The 19,017-nt window shown below is 65.3% G+C and carries 18 protein-coding genes; 17 read left to right on the forward strand and 1 reads right to left on the reverse strand.

Features of this window, described 5'->3' with window-relative positions; translation table 11 throughout:
- Positions 1-211: 211 nt before the first annotated feature.
- From ACLH0K_RS08365 to ACLH0K_RS08445, 17 genes are all read left to right on the forward strand, one after another.
- On the forward strand, positions 212-1,036 hold the full coding sequence (locus ACLH0K_RS08365; RefSeq protein ID WP_411376313.1) for an ABC transporter permease: 825 nt from the start codon (positions 212-214) through the stop codon (positions 1,034-1,036).
- Positions 1,000-1,635, forward strand: a complete 636-nt coding sequence (locus ACLH0K_RS08370; RefSeq protein WP_411376439.1) for an ABC transporter ATP-binding protein — start codon at positions 1,000-1,002, stop codon at positions 1,633-1,635. Before ACLH0K_RS08365 ends, ACLH0K_RS08370 begins: the two co-directional genes overlap by 37 nt.
- Before the next feature lie 88 nt (positions 1,636-1,723).
- Complete coding sequence (locus ACLH0K_RS08375) at positions 1,724-3,445, forward strand: ABC transporter ATP-binding protein (RefSeq protein ID WP_411376314.1); 1,722 nt, start codon at positions 1,724-1,726, stop codon at positions 3,443-3,445.
- Positions 3,442-3,822 (forward strand): GntR family transcriptional regulator, encoded by a 381-nt coding sequence (locus tag ACLH0K_RS08380; RefSeq protein WP_411376315.1) that lies wholly within the window; start codon positions 3,442-3,444, stop codon positions 3,820-3,822. Before ACLH0K_RS08375 ends, ACLH0K_RS08380 begins: the two co-directional genes overlap by 4 nt.
- Before the next feature lie 50 nt (positions 3,823-3,872).
- Complete coding sequence (uvrA, locus tag ACLH0K_RS08385) at positions 3,873-6,797, forward strand: excinuclease ABC subunit UvrA (RefSeq protein ID WP_411376316.1); 2,925 nt, start codon at positions 3,873-3,875, stop codon at positions 6,795-6,797.
- 68 nt (positions 6,798-6,865) lie between these two features.
- Positions 6,866-7,582 (forward strand): HAD hydrolase-like protein, encoded by a 717-nt coding sequence (locus ACLH0K_RS08390; protein ID WP_411376317.1) that lies wholly within the window; start codon positions 6,866-6,868, stop codon positions 7,580-7,582.
- The gene (locus ACLH0K_RS08395; RefSeq protein ID WP_411376318.1) at positions 7,569-8,237 is read left to right on the forward strand and encodes a lysophospholipid acyltransferase family protein; all 669 of its coding nucleotides are present in this window, start codon (positions 7,569-7,571) and stop codon (positions 8,235-8,237) included. The genes ACLH0K_RS08390 and ACLH0K_RS08395 overlap by 14 nt, the downstream gene beginning before the upstream one ends.
- Before the next feature lie 58 nt (positions 8,238-8,295).
- On the forward strand, positions 8,296-10,323 hold the full coding sequence (uvrC, locus tag ACLH0K_RS08400) for an excinuclease ABC subunit UvrC (protein ID WP_411376319.1): 2,028 nt from the start codon (positions 8,296-8,298) through the stop codon (positions 10,321-10,323).
- A gap of 69 nt (positions 10,324-10,392) precedes the next feature.
- Positions 10,393-11,316: an RNase adapter RapZ gene (gene rapZ / locus ACLH0K_RS08405; RefSeq protein ID WP_411376320.1), complete on the forward strand. Its 924-nt coding sequence runs from the start codon at positions 10,393-10,395 to the stop codon at positions 11,314-11,316.
- On the forward strand, positions 11,316-12,335 hold the full coding sequence (locus ACLH0K_RS08410) for a gluconeogenesis factor YvcK family protein (protein ID WP_411376321.1): 1,020 nt from the start codon (positions 11,316-11,318) through the stop codon (positions 12,333-12,335). Before rapZ ends, ACLH0K_RS08410 begins: the two co-directional genes overlap by 1 nt.
- Positions 12,336-12,344: 9 nt before the next feature.
- Positions 12,345-13,325, forward strand: a complete 981-nt coding sequence (whiA, locus tag ACLH0K_RS08415; protein ID WP_138135907.1) for a DNA-binding protein WhiA — start codon at positions 12,345-12,347, stop codon at positions 13,323-13,325.
- 99 nt (positions 13,326-13,424) lie between these two features.
- On the forward strand, positions 13,425-14,051 hold the full coding sequence (locus ACLH0K_RS08420) for a superoxide dismutase (protein WP_411376322.1): 627 nt from the start codon (positions 13,425-13,427) through the stop codon (positions 14,049-14,051).
- 260 nt (positions 14,052-14,311) lie between these two features.
- Positions 14,312-15,322 (forward strand): type I glyceraldehyde-3-phosphate dehydrogenase, encoded by a 1,011-nt coding sequence (gap, locus tag ACLH0K_RS08425; protein WP_138135905.1) that lies wholly within the window; start codon positions 14,312-14,314, stop codon positions 15,320-15,322.
- Positions 15,323-15,332: 10 nt separating this feature from the next.
- Positions 15,333-16,559, forward strand: coding sequence for a phosphoglycerate kinase (locus tag ACLH0K_RS08430; protein ID WP_411376323.1), 1,227 nt, complete (start codon positions 15,333-15,335; stop codon positions 16,557-16,559).
- 83 nt (positions 16,560-16,642) lie between these two features.
- Positions 16,643-17,458 (forward strand): triose-phosphate isomerase, encoded by an 816-nt coding sequence (gene tpiA / locus ACLH0K_RS08435; protein ID WP_411376324.1) that lies wholly within the window; start codon positions 16,643-16,645, stop codon positions 17,456-17,458.
- Positions 17,459-17,508: 50 nt separating this feature from the next.
- Positions 17,509-17,763: a preprotein translocase subunit SecG gene (gene secG / locus ACLH0K_RS08440; RefSeq protein ID WP_079596044.1), complete on the forward strand. Its 255-nt coding sequence runs from the start codon at positions 17,509-17,511 to the stop codon at positions 17,761-17,763.
- A gap of 126 nt (positions 17,764-17,889) precedes the next feature.
- Entirely contained in the window at positions 17,890-18,285 is a 396-nt protein-coding gene (locus tag ACLH0K_RS08445) for an RNA polymerase-binding protein RbpA (protein WP_411376325.1), read from the forward strand.
- Here the strand turns inward: ACLH0K_RS08445 and pgl are convergent.
- Entirely contained in the window at positions 18,238-19,008 is a 771-nt protein-coding gene (pgl, locus tag ACLH0K_RS08450) for a 6-phosphogluconolactonase (RefSeq protein WP_411376441.1), read from the reverse strand. The two genes, ACLH0K_RS08445 and pgl, sit on opposite strands and share 48 nt — an antisense overlap.
- Positions 19,009-19,017: the final 9 nt, after the last annotated feature.

Consider the following 19,017-nt stretch of genomic DNA (forward strand, 5'->3'; position numbering starts at 1 on the left):
GCTGGAATTTGTCTACAGTGGAGTCAAGCGGGCTGACAGCAACAGTAAGTGATTTGCCTTACAATGACGGGACGTGGCTGACTGGGGAAAGGCTACTGCCGCCCCGCAGGCTTGCTGAGCTTACTGGAGGTGCGTCGCTGATCGGACTTATGGGGCGGCCGTCCAGGCCGGGGCAGCGGTAGCCGCGGATTTCTGCGCCGCCGTTGTGGCCATGGAAGCCGGGCAGCGGCTCCGCATGCAGATCTTCCTGAAGATCCAGGAGCTGTCCTCCCAGGAGGTTGCCCGCTTCGGAACGCAGAGCCTGACCACCCGGGCTACTAACGACGTCCAGCAAATCCAGGCTTTTATGCTCCTGGTCTGCACCATGCTGATCGCGGGCCCTGCCATGGGGCTCGGCGGCGTCATCCTCGCACTTCAGCAGGATGTCGCCCTGTCGGCAGTGGTCCTCGTGATTGTACCGCTGCTTGTACTGATCATGGCGGCCATCGTGGGACGCCTCATCCCGCTCTACCGGGAGGGGCAGGACCTGCTGGACAACGTGGGCGGCATACTGCGGGAACAGATCATTGGAGCAGGCATCATCCGTGCCTTCGTGCGCCAAAAGCATGAGATTGCCCGTTTCGGGGAGGCAAATACCAGCCTCACGGCCAACAATCTCCGGTCCGCGCTGCTGGTGGCAGCAATGCTCCCATTGACCATGCTTGTGGTGAACCTGTCGTCGGTGGCCGTCGTCTGGTTCGGCGGGGAGCGGATCCAGGCGGGCCAGATGGATATCGGGGCGCTGACCGCATTCATCGCCTACATCATGCAGATCCTGCTCGCCATCATGATGTCCATGTACGTCATAATGACGGCGCCGCGCGCAGCAGTATGCGCGGAACGCATTGGTGCCGTCCTGGACACCGAGCCTTCTGTGCGGGACCGGCAGGCACTCGGGGCAGGCGTCCGTTCCGCAACGCCCTCAGTTTTGTTGCCCAGCCCGGCAGCACCACGGCTGTCCTGGGATCCACGGGCAGTGGAAAATCCACGCTTTTGAACCTGGTCCCGCGTTTCCTCGACTCCACCCAAGGAGAGATTTTCCTGGATGGCACTGACATTCAGGATCTGAGGCTGGATGCGCTCCGCGGAAGCATGTCCATCGTGCCCCAGCAGGCGCACCTTTTTTCCGGCACCATTTCCGAAAACCTTCGTATGGCAGCTCCTGAAGCATCCGACGACGAACTGTGGGACGTCCTGGAGAAGGCGCAGACCATGCGGTTCATGCGCGACCTCCCGCTGGGCCTCCACACGCCCGTGGGCCAGGGCGGAACCACCTTGTCCGGGGGCCAGCGGCAGCGGCTGTGCATCGCACGCGCCCTGCTCCGCAAGTCATCCCTGTTCCTCTTCGACGACAGCTTCTCTGCGCTCGACTACGACACCGAGACGCGGCTGCGGGAGGTACTGGAGGCAGAGTTGGCGGACGCGGCGGTCCTTATGGTGGCCGAGCGTGTGTCCGCCGTCGAAGACGCCGGCCTGATTTTGGTGCTCGACGGCGGCCGCATCGTGGCGCAGGGCACGCACCCCGAACTGCTGGAAACGTCCGGCACCTACCGCGAAATCGCCGAGTCCCAGCTGGCATTGGACGGCCCGCCGTGAGGGGGACGGCGGGCATTGAAGGCCCGGAAGCCGCTTCCGGACCACCGCGTGCAGGCTGCTCGGGCTGCTGCGCCCGTTCCGGCGGTCCATGCTTGGGGCCGTTGCGGCCACGTGCGCTTTTGCCGGCCTGAATGTAGCAGCCCCAAAGTACCTCGGTGACGCCACGGATGTTGTGGTGGACGGCGTCTTTGGCAGCGGCGTGGACCAGGAACGCCTGGCCATCCTGCTCGTCGGCGTCGCGGTGATGTACGTCTTCGCCTCCCTCTTCAACTGGGTTCAGGGCGCCCTGACAGCCCGCTCTGTGCAGGGGCTGATGCACAACCTCCGCTCTGCCGTCGAGGACAAGCTGCACCGCCTGCCAGCCACATACTTTCGGGAGCGCTCACGGGGCGAGGTGCTTAGCCGTGCCACCAACGACATCGACAACATCTCCCAGGCCATGAACCAGATCCTCACGCAGCTGATCATGTCCGTGCTCATGTTGTGCGGGTCGCTGGCCATGATGCTGTGGCTCTCGCCCCTGCTTGCCGCCATTGCACTCGCCAGCGTGCCCCTTTCCGCCTGCATCACCGTGTTCGTGGCGCGGAGTGCCCAGGCCCACCATGCGCGGCAGTGGACTGAAACCGGGGAGCTGAATGCCCAGGTTGAGGAGTTCATCACCGGGCACGAGGTCATCAAGGCCTTCGGCCGCCAGTCCCAGACCGCCGAGGTGTTCGCGCGCAGTAACCGGCGTCTCACCCGGGCTGCCACGAAGGCGCAGTACGCCGCAGGGATCGTCCAGCCGCTGATGGTGCTGATGTCCAACCTGAACTACATCGCCGTGGCCGTCGCCGGGGCGCTCCAGGTCCTCGCAGGCGCCATGACTATTGGCGGCATCCAGGCGTTCATCCAGTTCAGCAGGCTCTTCAGCCAGCCCGTCGGGCAGATCGGCGGGCTGCTCAGCCTCATTCAGTCCTGTGCCGCCTCCGCCGCGCGCGTCTTCGTCCTGCTGGACGCGGAGGGGGAAAAACCTGGACCGGATGATGCAGGTACGCCGGCATTGCGGGAGGGGCCCATCGTTTTCCATGACGTGAGCTTCGCCTACCTGGGCTCGGCTCCGGCGGTCAGGAATCTATCCTTCAGGGTGGAACCGGGGCAGACGGTGGCAGTCGTGGGTCACACCGGCGCCGGCAAGACAACGGTGGTGAATTTGCTGCTGCGCTTTTGCGAGCCGACCTCCGGCAGGATCACCATCGACGGAAAGGACATCACCGCAATGCCCCGGGACCGGCTGCGTTCCAGGTTCGGCGTGGTGCTGCAGGATGCGTGGCTGTTTGGCGGGACCATACGCGACAATATCGCCTACGGACTGCCAGGCGCCGGCGAGGATGACATTGTGGCCGCAGCGGAAGCGAGCCATGTGGACCGCTTTGTCCGGTCGCTGCCGTGCGGGTACAGCACCGTGCTTGACAACGGCGGCGAACCCCTCAGCCAGGGCCAGCGGCAGCTCACCACCATCGCCCGGGCACAGCTGGCAGGCCGGTCAGTCCTGGTCCTCGACGAAGCCACCAGCTCTGTGGACTCCAGGACCGAGCTGCTGATCCGGAAGGCGATGCAGCGGTTGCGGCGGGGCAGAACAAGCTTTGTCATCGCGCACCGTTTGTCCACCATCCGGAACGCTGATCTAATCTTGGTCATGGATCAAGGACGCATCGTAGAGCAGGGAACCCACTCGGGGCTCCTGGGGGCGAACGGCTACTACGCCCGGCTGTACAACGCGCAATTCACCAGCCGGCCCGGCCGGACAGACGTGCTCGAGGCGGGCCGGTGAAGACTTCCCCTGACTTTCCCGGTGCCTGGAAGCCTAACGCTGCCAGCACGGTTGCACTGTACGAGCAGCTGCGTCTCCACATCATCCACCTGGCAGACAGCGGAGCGCTTCCTGCGGGAACCAGGCTTCCAGCGGTGAGGGCCCTGGCGGAGCGCCTGGACGTGGCGCCGCACACCGTTGCCCGCGCCTACAAGGAGCTCGAGGCGGCCGGCGTCGTGGCCACCCGCGGCCGGAACGGAACCGTTGTATCACCACGTGACGAACGTCTCAGCGGGCTGTCAGCCGCTGCCGCGGCGTACGCGGAAGCCGCAAAGTCGCAGGGAGCAACGTTTGCCGAGGCGGTCAAGCTGCTGGCGGCGGCGTACGACGCCGGGTGATCGCCTGCCCGGCGTGGGTGTTCGAAGAAGTTTTCGATTAGCATTATTGGGTGCCTAAAGCCGTAGCTGAAGAAACCGCCCTCGACTCTCCGTCCGTAGCACTGGCTCCCGCTGCCTCCCTGCAGCGACCTGACCTGTCCCGCCTGGTGGTAAAGGGCGCCCGCGAGCACAACCTCCGCAACGTGGACCTGGACCTGCCGCGTGATGCGATGATCGTCTTCACCGGCCTCTCCGGTTCCGGCAAGTCTTCGCTGGCCTTCGACACCATCTTCGCTGAGGGCCAGCGCCGCTACGTTGAGTCGCTCTCCGCGTACGCGCGGCAGTTCCTGGGCCAGGTGGACAAGCCTGACGTGGACTTCATCGAAGGCCTGTCTCCGGCCGTGTCCATCGACCAGAAGTCAACCAGCAAGAACCCGCGTTCAACGGTGGGCACCATCACCGAAATCTACGACTACATGCGCCTGCTCTGGGCACGCGTTGGCCGTCCCCACTGCCCGGTCTGCGGCGAGCCTGTGGCCAAGCAGACCCCGCAGCAGATCGTGGACCAGCTCCTCGAACTGGACGAGGGCACCCGCTTCCAGGTCCTGGCGCCCGTGGTGCGCGGCCGTAAGGGCGAGTTTGTCGATCTTTTCAAGGAGCTCAGCGCCAAGGGCTACTCCCGGGCAAGGGTGGACGGCGACCTCGTCCAGCTCAGCGATCCGCCCAAGCTCGGCAAGCAGTTCAAGCACACCATCGAAGTAGTGGTTGACCGCCTGGTGGTCAAGGAAGGCATCAGCCAGCGCCTCACCGACTCCATTGAAACCGCCCTGGGCCTTGCTGAAGGCCGTGTCCTGGCTGAGTTCGTGGACCTTGAAGCAGACGATCCGGCACGGATCCGCGCGTTCTCCGAAAACCTGGCGTGCCCCAACGAGCATCCCCTGGCTATCGACGAGATCGAACCCCGGTCCTTCTCGTTCAACAATCCGTTCGGCGCGTGTGCGGCCTGCAGCGGAATTGGAACCAAGCTGGAAGTGGACGAGGAACTCATCGTCCCCAACCCGGAACTCTCGCTGGCCGAAGGTGCCATCGCCCCCTGGTCCCTGGGGACGGCCACCACCGAATACTGGAACCGGCTCCTCGAAGGCCTCGCCAAGGAATTGGGCTTTTCCATGGACACGCCATGGGAGAAGCTGGGCAAGGACGTCCGGCAGACCGTGCTCCACGGCAAGGACCACAAAGTGGTGGTGCAGTACCGCAACCGCTTTGGCCGGGAACGCAAATACAGCACGGGGTTCGAAGGCGCCATCCAGTATGTCCACCGCAAGCACGGTGAAACCGACTCCGACTGGGCCCGCGACCGCTACGAAGAGTACATGCGGCAGGTCCCGTGCCCTGCCTGCCACGGTGCGCGCCTCAACCCCGCCTCGCTGTCGGTGCTGATCAACGGCAAGTCCATTGCCGAGGTCGCCGCCCTGCCCATGCGTGAATGCGCCGACTTCCTGAACACCCTCGTCCTGACCGGCCGGGAAGCCCAGATCGCCCACCAGGTCCTCAAGGAGATCCAGGCACGCCTGACGTTCCTCCTGGACGTGGGCCTGGAGTACCTCAACCTGGAGCGGCCCTCCGCCACCCTTTCCGGCGGCGAGGCCCAGCGCATCAGGCTGGCCACGCAGATCGGTTCCGGCCTGGTCGGCGTGCTCTATGTCCTGGATGAGCCGTCCATCGGTTTGCACCAGCGGGACAACCGCCGGCTCATCGAAACCCTGACCAGGCTCCGGGACATGGGCAATACCCTCATTGTGGTGGAACACGACGAGGACACCATCCACGTTGCCGACTGGATTGTGGACATCGGCCCCGGTGCCGGAGAGCACGGCGGCCAGGTGGTCCATTCCGGCTCCTACAAGGAACTGCTGGAAAATACCGCATCGCTGACCGGCGACTACCTGTCCGGCCGCAAGAGCATCGAGGTGCCCGGGAAGCGCCGCAAGTACGACAAGAAGCGTGAGATCAAGGTTGTCGGAGCACGCGAGAACAACCTGGACAACGTTGATGCGGCCTTCCCGCTGGGACTGCTGACGGCGGTGACCGGCGTGAGTGGCTCCGGCAAGTCCACCCTGGTGAACGAGATCCTCTACAAGGTGCTGGCGAACAAGCTCAACGGCGCCAAGCAGGTAGCGGGACGGCACAAGACCGTGCAGGGGCTGGAGCACCTGGACAAGGTGGTCCACGTTGACCAGAGCCCCATCGGCCGCACGCCGCGCTCCAACCCGGCAACCTACACCGGCGTCTTCGACAACATCCGCAAGCTCTTTGCGGAAACCACCGAAGCGAAAGTCCGCGGCTACCTTCCCGGCCGCTTCTCCTTCAACGTCAAAGGCGGGCGCTGCGAGGCCTGCTCCGGTGACGGCACCCTGAAGATCGAGATGAACTTCCTGCCGGACGTCTACGTCCCCTGCGAGGTGTGCCACGGCGCGCGCTACAACCGGGAGACACTTGAAGTGCACTACAAGGGCAAGACCATCGCCGATGTCCTCAACATGCCCATCGAGGAGGCGGCGGAATTCTTCGCGGCGTTCTCGCCCATTGCACGGCACCTGAACACCCTCGTGGACGTGGGCCTTGGCTACGTCCGGCTGGGGCAGCCGGCAACCACCCTGTCCGGCGGAGAGGCGCAGCGCGTCAAGCTGGCGGCGGAGCTGCAGAAGCGTTCCAACGGCCGGAGCGTCTACGTTTTGGACGAACCCACCACTGGCCTTCACTTTGAGGACATCCGCAAGCTGCTGATGGTCCTGCAGGGCCTGGTGGACAAAGGCAACACCGTCATCACCATCGAGCACAACCTGGACGTGATCAAGAGCGCCGACTGGATCGTGGACCTTGGTCCCGACGGAGGTTCAGGCGGCGGCCGGATCGTGGCAACCGGGACTCCGGAGCAGGTGGCCGCGTCCGCCACCAGCCACACCGGTACGTTCCTCGCCGAAATCCTGGGGTGAGGCGCGGGAGTATTCCTGAACAGGCATACGAGTTTCAGGCACTGCTGCGGGCATGAGAAACTAACCCGGTGACTTCAACAACAGTGCCCGTGATCTTTGACCTGGACGGCACTCTTGTCGATCCGGCCGGTGGAATAACAGAAGGCATCGCGGCTGCCCTCACCTCAATGGGGCTGCCCGTTCCCGGCCAGGACCTGCTCGACGCGATGATCGGACCCAAGCTGAGCGATTCCCTGCTCAACGTGGCCCGGGTGCCGGCCCACCTCCTGGATGAGGTCATCCGGCGCTACCGCCAGTACTACGTGGAAACCGGAATCGCGCAGGGCCGCCTTTACCCCGGCATCCGTGAAATCCTGGAGGCGTACGCTGCAGCGGGAAGGCCCGTGGCCGTCGCTACGCAAAAGCCGCAGACGCTGGCCCGGACGGTCCTGGCCCACCACGGGATCGAAAAACTGTTCCAGAGCATCCGTGGTTCCGCCGACGATGAAACCGCCGTGGACGGTGTTCCCCTCGGCAAGACCGGGATCATCGGTGCCGCGCTCAAGGACCTGGAAACCCAGCATGCACTGATGGTGGGGGACCGGGCGCAGGATGTGTCCGGAGCCATTGCCAACGGACTTGACTGCATCGGGGTCGCCTGGGGTTTCGCGCCCGACGGCGAACTTGAGGACGCCGGTGCGGTCGCCGTCGTCAACACGGCCGAAGAACTGGTGAGGGTCATCGACAAGCTGCAGGCCATCCACTCTGCCGCCATGAGTGAGGTGACCAACGATGGAAATGTTTGAGGCGGTCCGCTGGACCACGCGCAGCCTGATCGCCGGCACCTGCCGGCCCACCGTCGTCGGCATTGACAATGTGCCCACGGACGGACCGTTCATTGTGGCGCCCAACCATCTGTCCTTTTTTGACAGCGTCATCGTGCAGGCGCTGATGCCCCGCCCGGTCGCTTTCTTCGCCAAGGCCGAGTACTTCACCACCGGCGGGATCAAGGGCAAGGTGATGAAGGCGTTCTTCGAATCGGTGGGATCCATCCCGGTGGAACGCGGCGAGCAGGCAGCCAGCGTCCAGGCGCTCAAGACCCTCCTGGACATCCTTGAGTCGGGCCGCGGCATCGGCATTTATCCCGAGGGCACCCGTTCACGCGACGGCATCCTTTACCGCGGCCGCACCGGCGTCGGCTGGCTGGCACTGACCACGGGGGCTCCGGTCATCCCCGTGGGCCTGATCGGCACGGAGAACCTGCAGCGTGCCGGCGAAAAGGGCGTCAAGCCGCAGCACTTCACCATGAAGGTGGGGGAGCCGCTGTATTTCGACAAGACGGGCCCGGACCACTCCCTGCCGGCACGCCGCGAAGTAACGGACCGGATCATGGACGCCATTGCCGGACTCAGCGGCCAGGAACGCTCCACGAGCTACAACCAGAGCAAGGCCGCTGAATAATTCGAGGGCCAGGACAGGACCGGCAAAGCCACCGGCTGCGGCTCAGTAGAATATATAGGTGGCAAATCCAGCAACGTACCGGCCGAAAACCGGTGAAATCCCCACCAACCCCGGGGTGTACCGGTTCCGCGATCCCCATGGCCGGGTCATCTACGTGGGCAAGGCCAAAAGCCTCCGCTCGCGGCTGAACTCCTACTTCGCCAACCCGGCGGGGCTGCTGCCCAAGACCTATGCCATGGTCCACGCGGCCAGCAGCGTGGAATGGACCGTGGTGGGCAGCGAGCTGGAATCGCTGCAGCTGGAATACACCTGGATCAAGGAATTCAAACCGCGGTTCAACGTGGTGTTCCGCGACGACAAGACCTACCCTTACCTGGCCGTCACCCTGGGTGAGAAGTACCCGCGTGTCCAGGTGATGCGCGGCGACAAAAAGAAGGGGACCCGCTACTTCGGCCCCTACACCGCAGGCGCCATCCGGGAGACCATGGACACCCTGCTCCGCGTGTTCCCGGTCCGCAGTTGCAGCGCCGGGGTCTTCAAGCGCGCCGAGGCTACCGGGCGTCCCTGCCTTCTGGGCTATATCGACAAGTGTTCCGCCCCGTGCGTGGGCCGCATCTCGCCGGAAGACCACCGAGCCCTCGCCGACGATTTCTGCGCCTTCATGGGCGGCGAGGCCAAGCGCTTCATTGCCAAGCTGGAAAAGCAGATGGCGGACGCCGTGGCGGAGCTCGACTACGAGCATGCCGCCAGGATCCGCGACGACATCGTTGCGCTCCGCAAGGTCTTCGAGCGCAATGCCGTGGTGCTTTCCGAAGAGACCGATGCCGACATCTTTGCCCTGCACGAGGACGAACTGGAAGCCGCCGTGCAGGTGTTCCATGTCCGGGGCGGCCGGATCCGCGGCCAACGCGGCTGGGTGGTGGAGAAGGTGGAGGATTTCACCACGCCGGACCTGGTGGAGCACCTCCTGCAGCAGGTCTACGGCGGCGACGGCGACAGCCACGGCAGGCTGCCCCGCGAAGTGCTGGTGCCGGTGCAGCCCAGCAACGCCGGAGAACTTGCGGAGTGGCTGGGCGGCATCCGCGGGGCGAAGGTGGACATCCGCGTCCCGCAGCGCGGTGATAAGGCAGCATTGATGTCCACCGTGCGCGAGAACGCCGAGCACGCGCTTAAACTCCACAAAACCCGCCGGGCGGGGGACCTCACCGTCCGTTCCCAGGCGCTGCAGGAACTGCAGGAAGCCCTGGACCTGCCCGTGCCGCTGCTCCGCATCGAGTGCTTCGACGTTTCGCACGTCCAGGGCACCAATGTGGTGGCCTCCATGGTGGTGGTGGAGGACGGGCTTCCGAAGAAGTCGGACTACCGGAAGTTTTCCGTCACCGGGCCGGCAGCCGCCGACGACACAGCAGCCATGCACGACGTGCTGACCCGGCGGTTCCGCCACTACCTGCAGGACAAGTCCGCCCAGGTTGACGAGTCTGCGCTGGCCCCGGAACCGGAAGGCGCCCACGGCATGCCGTCCGCCGCGGACAACACTGAGCCCGCCGCGGTCCAGGACACCACCACGCCGGCACCACGTGCAAAGTTCGCCTACCCGCCCAACCTGGTGGTGGTGGACGGCGGAAAGCCCCAGGTCAACGCTGCCGCCCGGGCGCTGGCGGACCTGGGCATCGACGATGTATATGTCGTGGGCCTTGCCAAGCGGCTGGAGGAGGTCTGGCTCCCCGACAGTGACTTCCCGGTCATCCTTCCGCGCACGTCGCAGGGCCTGTACCTGCTGCAACGCATCCGCGATGAAGCGCACCGCTTCGCCATCTCGTTCCACCGGCAAAAGCGGGGCAAGGCGATGACCGTGTCAGCGCTGGACGGCGTCCCCGGGCTGGGAGCGTCCAAGCGCAAGGCGCTCCTGGCGCATTTCGGCTCGGTTAAGAGCGTCAAGGCTGCCACCGCGGAAGAGCTTTCCCAGGCGAAGGGGATCGGGCCCGCCCTGGCCGGCGCCATCGTGAACCATTTCTCGGCAGAGGGCCCGGCCGCAGCCACAGTGCCCGCCATCAACATGACCACCGGCGAAATCATCGAATCTTAGCTAGGGTAAGGGACGGGGTTGCGCCGGAGTGCGGCCCTGCGCGGCAACAACAGGAACGGGGCGGACTTGATGGCAGAGACGACGGCGGGATCCGGGGCCCGGCAGGACGGGATGGAACCCGTCAAGCCGCTCGAAGCCGAGCTGCTGGTGGTCACCGGAATGTCCGGGGCCGGGCGGAGCACCGCTGCCGACGCCCTCGAGGATCACGGCTGGTACGTCGTGGAGAACCTGCCGCCGCAGATGCTCGGTACGCTTGCCGAACTTGTCTCCCACGCGCCGCAGTCCATTCCGCGCCTGGCCGTGGTGGTCGACGTCCGCAGCAAAGGCCTGTTCGCGGACATCCGCGCCGCCCTGGGAGCGCTGGCCGCCAGCGGCGTCACCTTCCGCGTGCTGTTCCTCGACGCGAGCGACGATGTCCTGGTGCGCCGCTTCGAACAGGGACGCCGGCCGCACCCGCTGCAGGGCGGCGGCCGCATCCTCGACGGTATCGCCGCCGAACGCGAGCTGCTGCAGGAACTGCGCGACAGCTCCGACGTCGTGCTCGACACTTCCGGCTACAACGTCCACGGCCTGGCCACCGCCATCACGGAACTCTTCAGTGAAACCGGCCCCGTGGCCCTCCGCCTGAACATCATGAGCTTCGGCTTCAAGTACGGCCTGCCGGTTGACGCGAACTATGTTGCAGACGTCCGGTTCATCCCCAACCCGCACTGGGTGCCGCAACTGCGGCCGCACACGGGTTTGGACAAGGACGTCAGCGACTACGTGCTGGAAGCCGAGGGCGTCAAGAATTTCGTGGACCGCTACGTGATGGCGCTCGAGCCCGTCCTTGACGGCTACCGGCGCGAAAACAAGCACTACGCCACCATCGCCGTCGGCTGCACCGGCGGAAAGCACCGGTCCGTGGCGGTCGCGGCCGAGCTTTCCAAGAAGCTTGCCCAGTTTCCCCGGGTGACGGTGACTACCACGCACCGGGACCTGGGCCGCGAGTAATGGCGCTGTTCACCGGGGCGCTCCCGTTGGTTCCGCCTGCCTCCGGATCGGCGGCCAGCAAAAAGGACAAGGGGCCCAACGTCGTGGCCCTCGGCGGCGGGCACGGGCTGTCCGCCTCGCTGTCGGCGCTGCGCCTGCTCACCTCCCAGCTCACCGCCGTCGTAACGGTAGCGGACGACGGCGGCTCGTCCGGGCGCCTGCGCGAGGAGTACGGGGTCCTGCCGCCCGGAGACCTGCGCATGGCGCTGTCCGCGCTCTGCGACGACACGGACTGGGGCAGGACCTGGCGTGACGTCATGCAGCACCGCTTCCGCCCCCGCAACGGGCCGGGCGGCTCGCTGGACGAGCATGCCATGGGGAACCTGCTGATCATTACCCTGTGGGAGCTGCTCGGTGACGCCGTAGCTGGACTCAAGTGGGCCGGCGCCCTGCTGGGGGCACGCGGGCAGGTCCTGCCCATGTCCAAGGTTCCGTTGACCATCGAAGGCGATGTCCGCGTCACCGCCCCGGACGGGTCGTCCGTCCTGGAAACCATCTACGGGCAGGCCCGCTGCGCGGTGGCCGGCTCGCTGGAGAACGTCCGGCTCCTCCCGGAGGCCGCACCCGCGTGTACTGAGGCGCTCACTGCCATCGAGCTCGCCGACTGGGTGATCCTTGGACCGGGCTCCTGGTACACCTCCGTGCTGCCGCACCTGCTGCTTCCGGAGATGCGGCAGGCGCTGTGCAACACGCCGGCCAACCGCTGCCTCACCATGAACCTCGCCACGGACACCAAGGAAACGTCCGGCATGACGGCTGCGGACCACCTCGACGTGCTGCGGCGCTACGCCCCGGAGTTCACGGTGGACGTGGTGTTGGCCGATCCGGCGTCCGTGCCGGACCGGCAGGAGTTCGAGCGGGCCGCCGGGATGATCGGCGCCGAGGTGGTCTTGGGTAAAGTAGGGGCGTCGGGACGCCGGCCCGTCCATGATCCCCTGCGTTTGGCGACGGCGTACCAGGACATTTTTGGGAACAGTTAGGAAGGTGCCATGGCACTGACAGCATCGGTCAAGGAAGAACTGTCCCGCCTGGACATCAAGAAGTCATCGGTACGCAAGGCGGAAGTCTCCGCGATGCTCCGTTTTGCGGGCGGGCTGCACATCATCTCGGGCCGGATCGTCATCGAGGCCGAAGTGGACCTCGCCTCGACAGCGCGGCGGCTCCGGGCCGCCATCGCCGAAGTCTACGGGCACCAGAGCGAGATCATTGTTGTTTCCGCCGGGGGACTGCGGCGCGCCAGCAGGTACGTGGTCCGGGTGGTGCGCGACGGCGAGGCGCTGGCCAGGCAGACCGGCCTCCTGGACGGCCGCGGCCGGCCCGTGCGGGGGCTGCCGTCCGCCGTCGTCAACGGTTCCGCCGCCGACGCCGAAGCCGTATGGCGTGGGGCTTTCCTGGCCCACGGCTCACTCACGGAACCCGGCCGCTCCTCCTCGCTGGAAGTCACCTGCCCGGGTCCGGAATCGGCTTTGGCGCTGGTGGGGGCCGCCCGCCGGCTGGACATCCAGGCAAAGGCGCGGGAAGTGCGGGGCGTGGACCGCGTTGTCATCCGCGACGGCGACACCATTGCCGCCCTGCTGACCCGCATGGGCGCCCACGATGCGCTGATGGTGTGGGAGGAGCGGCGGATGCGGAAGGAAGTCCGGGCCACCGCCAACCGGCTCGCCAATTTCGACGACGCCAACCTGCGCCGCTCGGCCCAGGCCGCCGTGGCAGCAGGGGCACGGGTGGAGCGCGCCCTCGAGATCCTTGGCGACGACGTACCGGAACACCTGCGGTACGCAGGCGAGCTCCGGGTGGCGCACAAACAGGCCAGCCTGGACGAACTCGGCCGGCTGGCCGATCCCGTCATGACCAAGGACGCCATCGCGGGCCGGATCCGCAGGCTGCTGGCCATGGCGGACAAAAGGGCACTTGACCTCGGCATTCCCGGCACGGACGCCAATGTGACGCCGGAAATGCTGGACGAGTGACAGCCCCATAGAATCGAAAAGATTCCGGGCGCCCGCCGCCCGGATGCACAATCCGAGAGTCACCAACCGGACCAAGTGTCCACGATATTGGAGGATTTTGTGACTGAGTACGTATTGCCCGAGCTCAAGTACGACTACGCCGCCCTCGAGCCGCACATCTCCGCGCGGATCATGGAGCTGCACCACAGCAAGCACCACGCCACCTACGTCGCTGGCGCCAACAACGCCCTGGCGCAGCTGGCCGAAGCCCGTGAAAAGGGCGACTTCGCCAACATCAACCGGCTCTCCAAGGACCTCGCGTTCCACACCGGCGGCCACGTCAACCACTCCGTGTTCTGGAACAACCTTTCCCCGGACGGCGGCGACAAGCCTGAGGGCGAACTGGCTGCCGCCATCGATGACGCCTTCGGCTCCTTCGACGCTTTCCGCGCCCAGTTCTCCGCTGCCGCCCTCGGCCTGCAGGGCTCGGGCTGGGGCTTCCTGGCCTACGAGCCCATCGGTGGCAACCTCGTCATTGAGCAGCTCTACGACCAGCAGGGCAACACCGCCCTGGGCACCACCCCGCTCCTGATGCTGGACATGTGGGAGCACGCCTTCTACCTGGACTACGTCAACGTGAAGGCCGACTACGTCAAGGCTTTCTGGAACATCGTGAACTGGGCCGACGTCGCCCGGCGCTTCGAGGCAGCCCGCACCAACGCCACGGGATTAATCACCCTTCCGTAGTGTGCGGCGCGGCACGCGCTTGTTACAAACTTCACATTCGGACTTAAACCGGCCGCGATGTGGACCGTCCGCCCCCGCACTTGCGGGGGCGGACCCGTTTAAACGTAAGATAGGTCACGGAAGGCGGTTAGCCTTCAGCAATGAGGCTGGTCGCCCTCCGTCTGTAAACCATCTCTGCCCAATGGCGTGCGGGATCTGTTAGTTGGCTTGAGAGCCCGCTCAACTAGTAGTGCTTCTTCAAGCACCAAGGAGACGAAAAAGTGACGACCCGTATTGGTATCAACGGCTTTGGCCGTATTGGCCGCAACTACTTCCGCGCAGCCCTTGCACAGGGCGCGGACCTGGAGATCGTTGCAGTCAACGACCTCACCAGCCCCGAGGCACTGGCGCACCTGTTCAAGTACGACTCCGTCGGCGGCCGCCTGAAGGAAACCATCGAGGTCAAGGACGGCAACATCGTCGTCAACGGCAACGTCGTCAAGGTGCTGGCTGAGCGCGATCCCGCCAAGCTTCCGTGGGGCGAGCTGGGCGTGGACATCGTGATCGAATCCACCGGCTTCTTCACCAAGGCCGCCGACGCGCAGAAGCACATCGATGCCGGCGCCAAGAAGGTCCTGATTTCCGCTCCGGCTTCGGACGAGGACATCACGATCGTCATGGGTGTGAACCACCACCTGTATGACAACGCCACGCACAACATCATTTCCAACGCGTCCTGCACCACCAACTGCCTCGGCCCCCTGGCCAAGGTGGTCAATGACGAATTCGGCATCGAGCGTGGCCTGATGACCACGGTCCACGCCTACACCGCGGACCAGAACCTGCAGGACGGCCCGCACAAGGACCTGCGCCGTGCCCGCGCCGCCGCCGTCAACATGGTTCCCACCTCAACCGGTGCCGCCAAGGCCATCGGCCTGGTACTGCCGGAACTGAAGGGCAAGCTCGACGGCTACGCCATCCGCGTCCCCGTCCCCACCGGTTCCGCCACGGACCTCACCGTCACGGTTTCCCGCGAGACCACCGTCGAGGAAGTCAACGCCGCCCTCAAGCGTGCTGCCGAGTCCGACGACCTGCAGGGCTTCCTGACCTACACGGAGGAACCGATTGTTTCCTCCGATATTGTCGGCGACCCCGCTTCGTCCATTTTCGACGCCGGCCTCACCAAGGTCATTGGCAACCAGGTCAAGGTTGTTTCCTGGTATGACAACGAATGGGGCTACTCAAACCGACTCGTCGACCTTACGGAGCTTGTCGCATCCAAGCTGGGCTAGGGTTAGGTACATGACATCTCACACCCTCAACGAACTTCTCGCTGAAGGTGTCCGCGGGCGGTACATTCTGGTTCGAAGTGACCTGAATGTGCCGCTCGACGGCTCTACAGTCACTGACGACGGCCGTATCAGGGCCTCACTTCCAGTGCTGTCAAAGCTCACGGACGCCGGTGCCCGCGTGCTGGTAACAGCCCATCTTGGACGCCCCAAGGGCGCTCCTGAAGACAAGTACTCCCTGCGCCCCGCAGTTGCGCGGCTGGCTGAGCTTGCCGACTTCAAGGTCTCCCTGGCCGGGGACACGGTCGGCAGCTCCGCCAAGGAAGCGGCTGCGTCCCTGCAGGACGGCGAAGTGCTGGTCCTGGAGAACGTCCGCTTCGATGCCCGGGAAACAAGCAAGGACGACGCCGAGCGGGGAGCGTTCGCTGACGAGCTTGTGGCCCTGACCGGCGGCAACGGCGCCTACGTTGACGATGCCTTCGGCGCAGTGCACCGCAAGCACGCCAGTGTGTACGACGTCGCCACCCGGCTTCCGTCCTATCAGGGCGACCTCGTGCACACCGAAGTGGAAGTCCTGCGCAAGCTCACGGCCGATACCCAGCGCCCCTACGTGGTGGTGCTCGGCGGCTCGAAGGTTTCAGACAAGCTGGCTGTCATCGACAACCTGCTCGGCAAGGCGGACACCATCCTGGTGGGTGGCGGCATGCTGTTCACGTTCCTTGCCGCTGCCGGGCACAAGGTGGCCTCCAGCCTGCTCGAGGAAGACCAGATCCCCGTGGTGCAGGACTACCTCAAGCGCGCCGCGGACGCCGGCACCGAATTCGTCATCCCCACTGACGTGGTGGTGGCTGAGAAGTTCGCCGCAGACGCAGCCCATGAGACCGTTGCCGCCGATTCCATCGAGGGCAGCAGTTTCGGCACGCAGGGCATCGGCCTGGACATCGGCCCCGAATCCGCCGCATCGTTTGCCGCCAGCATCAAGGGCGCACGGACGGTCTTCTGGAATGGTCCCATGGGTGTCTTCGAATTCGAAGCCTTCTCCGCCGGGACCCGTGCCATCGCCCAGGCCCTGACCGAAACTGAAGCGTTTACTGTGGTGGGCGGCGGCGACTCCGCTGCGGCCGTGCGTACCCTCGGGTTCGCCGACGATCAGTTCGGCCACATTTCCACTGGCGGCGGTGCGAGCCTCGAATACCTCGAAGGCAAGGAACTGCCGGGGCTCAGCGTCCTGGACCGCTAGCCCATTCTGCCCAGTCCTCCGGCCGGCAGGTTGCCCGCGGCAGCCTGCCGGCCGCACACATATCAGACACTTACGGAGAACACGTGACCACGTCAACGAACGGCGCTTTCGACCGCAAGCCCTTCATCGCGGGCAACTGGAAAATGAATATGGACCACGTGCAGGGCATCACGCTCCTGCAGAAACTGGCCTGGACCCTTTCCGACGCCAAGCACGACTACAGCCGGGTCGAGGTTGCGGTCTTTCCGCCCTTTACGGACCTCCGCGGCGTCCAGACCCTTGTCCAAGGCGATGACCTGGAGATCGCTTACGGCGGCCAGGACCTGTCCCAGTTCGACTCCGGTGCCTACACCGGCGACATCTCCGGCCAGTTTCTGGGCAAGCTTGGGTGCAAGTATGTCCTGGTGGGCCACAGTGAACGCCGGACCATCCACAACGAGAGCGATGAGGTCCTCAACGCCAAGGTCAAGGCCGCCTTCAGGCACGGCGTCACTCCCGTTCTCTGCGTCGGTGAAGGACTGGACATCCGCCAGGCAGGCACGCACGTGAACCACACGCTGGAGCAGCTCCGTGCCGGCGTTGCCGGACTGTCCAAAGAGCAGGCAGCCGAACTTGTTGTAGCCTACGAACCCGTCTGGGCCATCGGCACCGGCGAGGTGGCCGGTCCCGGGGACGCACAGGAGATGTGTGCCGCGATCCGTGCCGAACTCGGGTCACTGTTCGGCGCAGACGTGGCGGCCAAGACCCGGCTGCTGTACGGCGGTTCGGTCAAGGCCAGCAATGTGGCCGCCATCCTGCAGGAACCGGACGTGGACGGCGTCCTGGTGGGTGGCGCCAGCCTCGATCCCGCCGAATTTGCTAATATTGTCAGGTTCGAGAGTCACCTGGTGACGGACTGATCCGTCCCGCCGCACACACTCCCGCAGATCCAACCTCCTGAAAGGCCGTCGTGGACGTTCTTCATGTCATTTTGCAGATCCTCCTGGGCATCACCAGCCTCCTGCTGACGCTGCTCATCCTCCTTCACAAAGGACGGGGCGGCGGTCTGTCGGACATGTTCGGCGGCGGCATGAGCTCAGGACTTAGCTCGTCGGGTGTTGCAGAACGCAACCTCAACAGGTTCACCGTGATCCTTGGTGTCACCTGGGGCGTGGTGATCATCGCCCTCGGTCTCATCATGCGGTTCAGCGGCGGCGACTCCTGACGCTTACCGCCTGATGCGGTACCCGCGGGCACTCCCGCAGGACGGATCCGCCTACTAAACTGTGGCTGTCGGTTTTCGACAGCCACAGTTTCTGTTTAACAGGGAATTTTCGAGGCAGGAGTTCCGATGGTCCATCCAGCATCAGGCTTCCGGGGGACCCGGGCAGGGGTAACTGCAGGAAGCGGATCCAGCCTCCAGCCCAACGACGACCACGGGAGCCCGCTGCCGCGGATCCGGGTGTCCTACTGGTGCGCTAAAGGGCACGAAACCCAGCCCGTCTTCCTGAAGCTGCCCGAGGTTCAAATTCCGGCCGTCTGGGACTGCCGGCGGTGCGGCGGCCCGGCCAGCAGGGACGGGCAGGCAGCGGCGGTTGAGGATGGGTTTGAGGACGGCTATAAGACCCACCTGGAATACGTTAAAGAAAGACGCTCCGGCCAGGACGCCGAAGACGTCCTGGCCGGAGCGCTGGAAAAGCTACGCGCCCGCGGCGTCCTTTCGGACGAGTTGCTGCGGGACACGTGACGCAGCGTTTTCATCAATGAGCCACAGGGTGCGTGACGTTCCCCGCGGGCCCGCAGCGGGAACCTGAACGGGGTTGGCCCCCGCCAGCGCGAGACCGACCGCACCTGCCTTGTCCTCGCCCGCCACCACCATCCAGACCTCCGCAGCGGTGTTGATGGCAGGAAGCGTCAGTGACACACGCAGCGGAGGCGGCTTGGGCGAATTCCGGACTCCCACCACGGTGCGTTCCTTCTCGCGAATGCCTGCCTGCTCAGGGAACAGCGAAGCGACATGGGCATCGGGGCCCACGCCCAGCAGTACAACATCCAGCCGGGGGAGTGCGGCCGGGCGCTCCGGACGGTCGTCCGACATGTCGGCAGCGTGCTCGGCAGCTGCGGCCTCCCGGAGGCGGCGGGCGTAGTCCTCCGCGGCCTCCTCCGGCGTAGCGAACTCGTCCGCGGAACCCGGCTGGTGCACCCGGTCCGGGTCAACCGGAATGTGCGAGAGCAACGCGTCGAAGGCCTGCTTCGTGTTGCGGTCCGAGTCCGCGGAGCCAACAAAACGCTCGTCGCCCCACCAGAAGTTCACCTTGGACCAGTCAACGGCAGGTGCCGCCGGAGAGTCAGCAACAGCTTTCAGCGTACCGATGCCCACAGTACCCCCGGTCAGCACCACAGTGGCCTCGCCGTACTTGTCCTGCACGTCAACGAGCTTGGTGATCAGCCGGGCCGCGATGGCCGCCATCAGGACAGA

The sequence above is a fragment of the Arthrobacter sp. MPF02 genome (assembly GCF_046605375.1).
GTDB lineage: Bacteria > Actinomycetota > Actinomycetes > Actinomycetales > Micrococcaceae > Arthrobacter.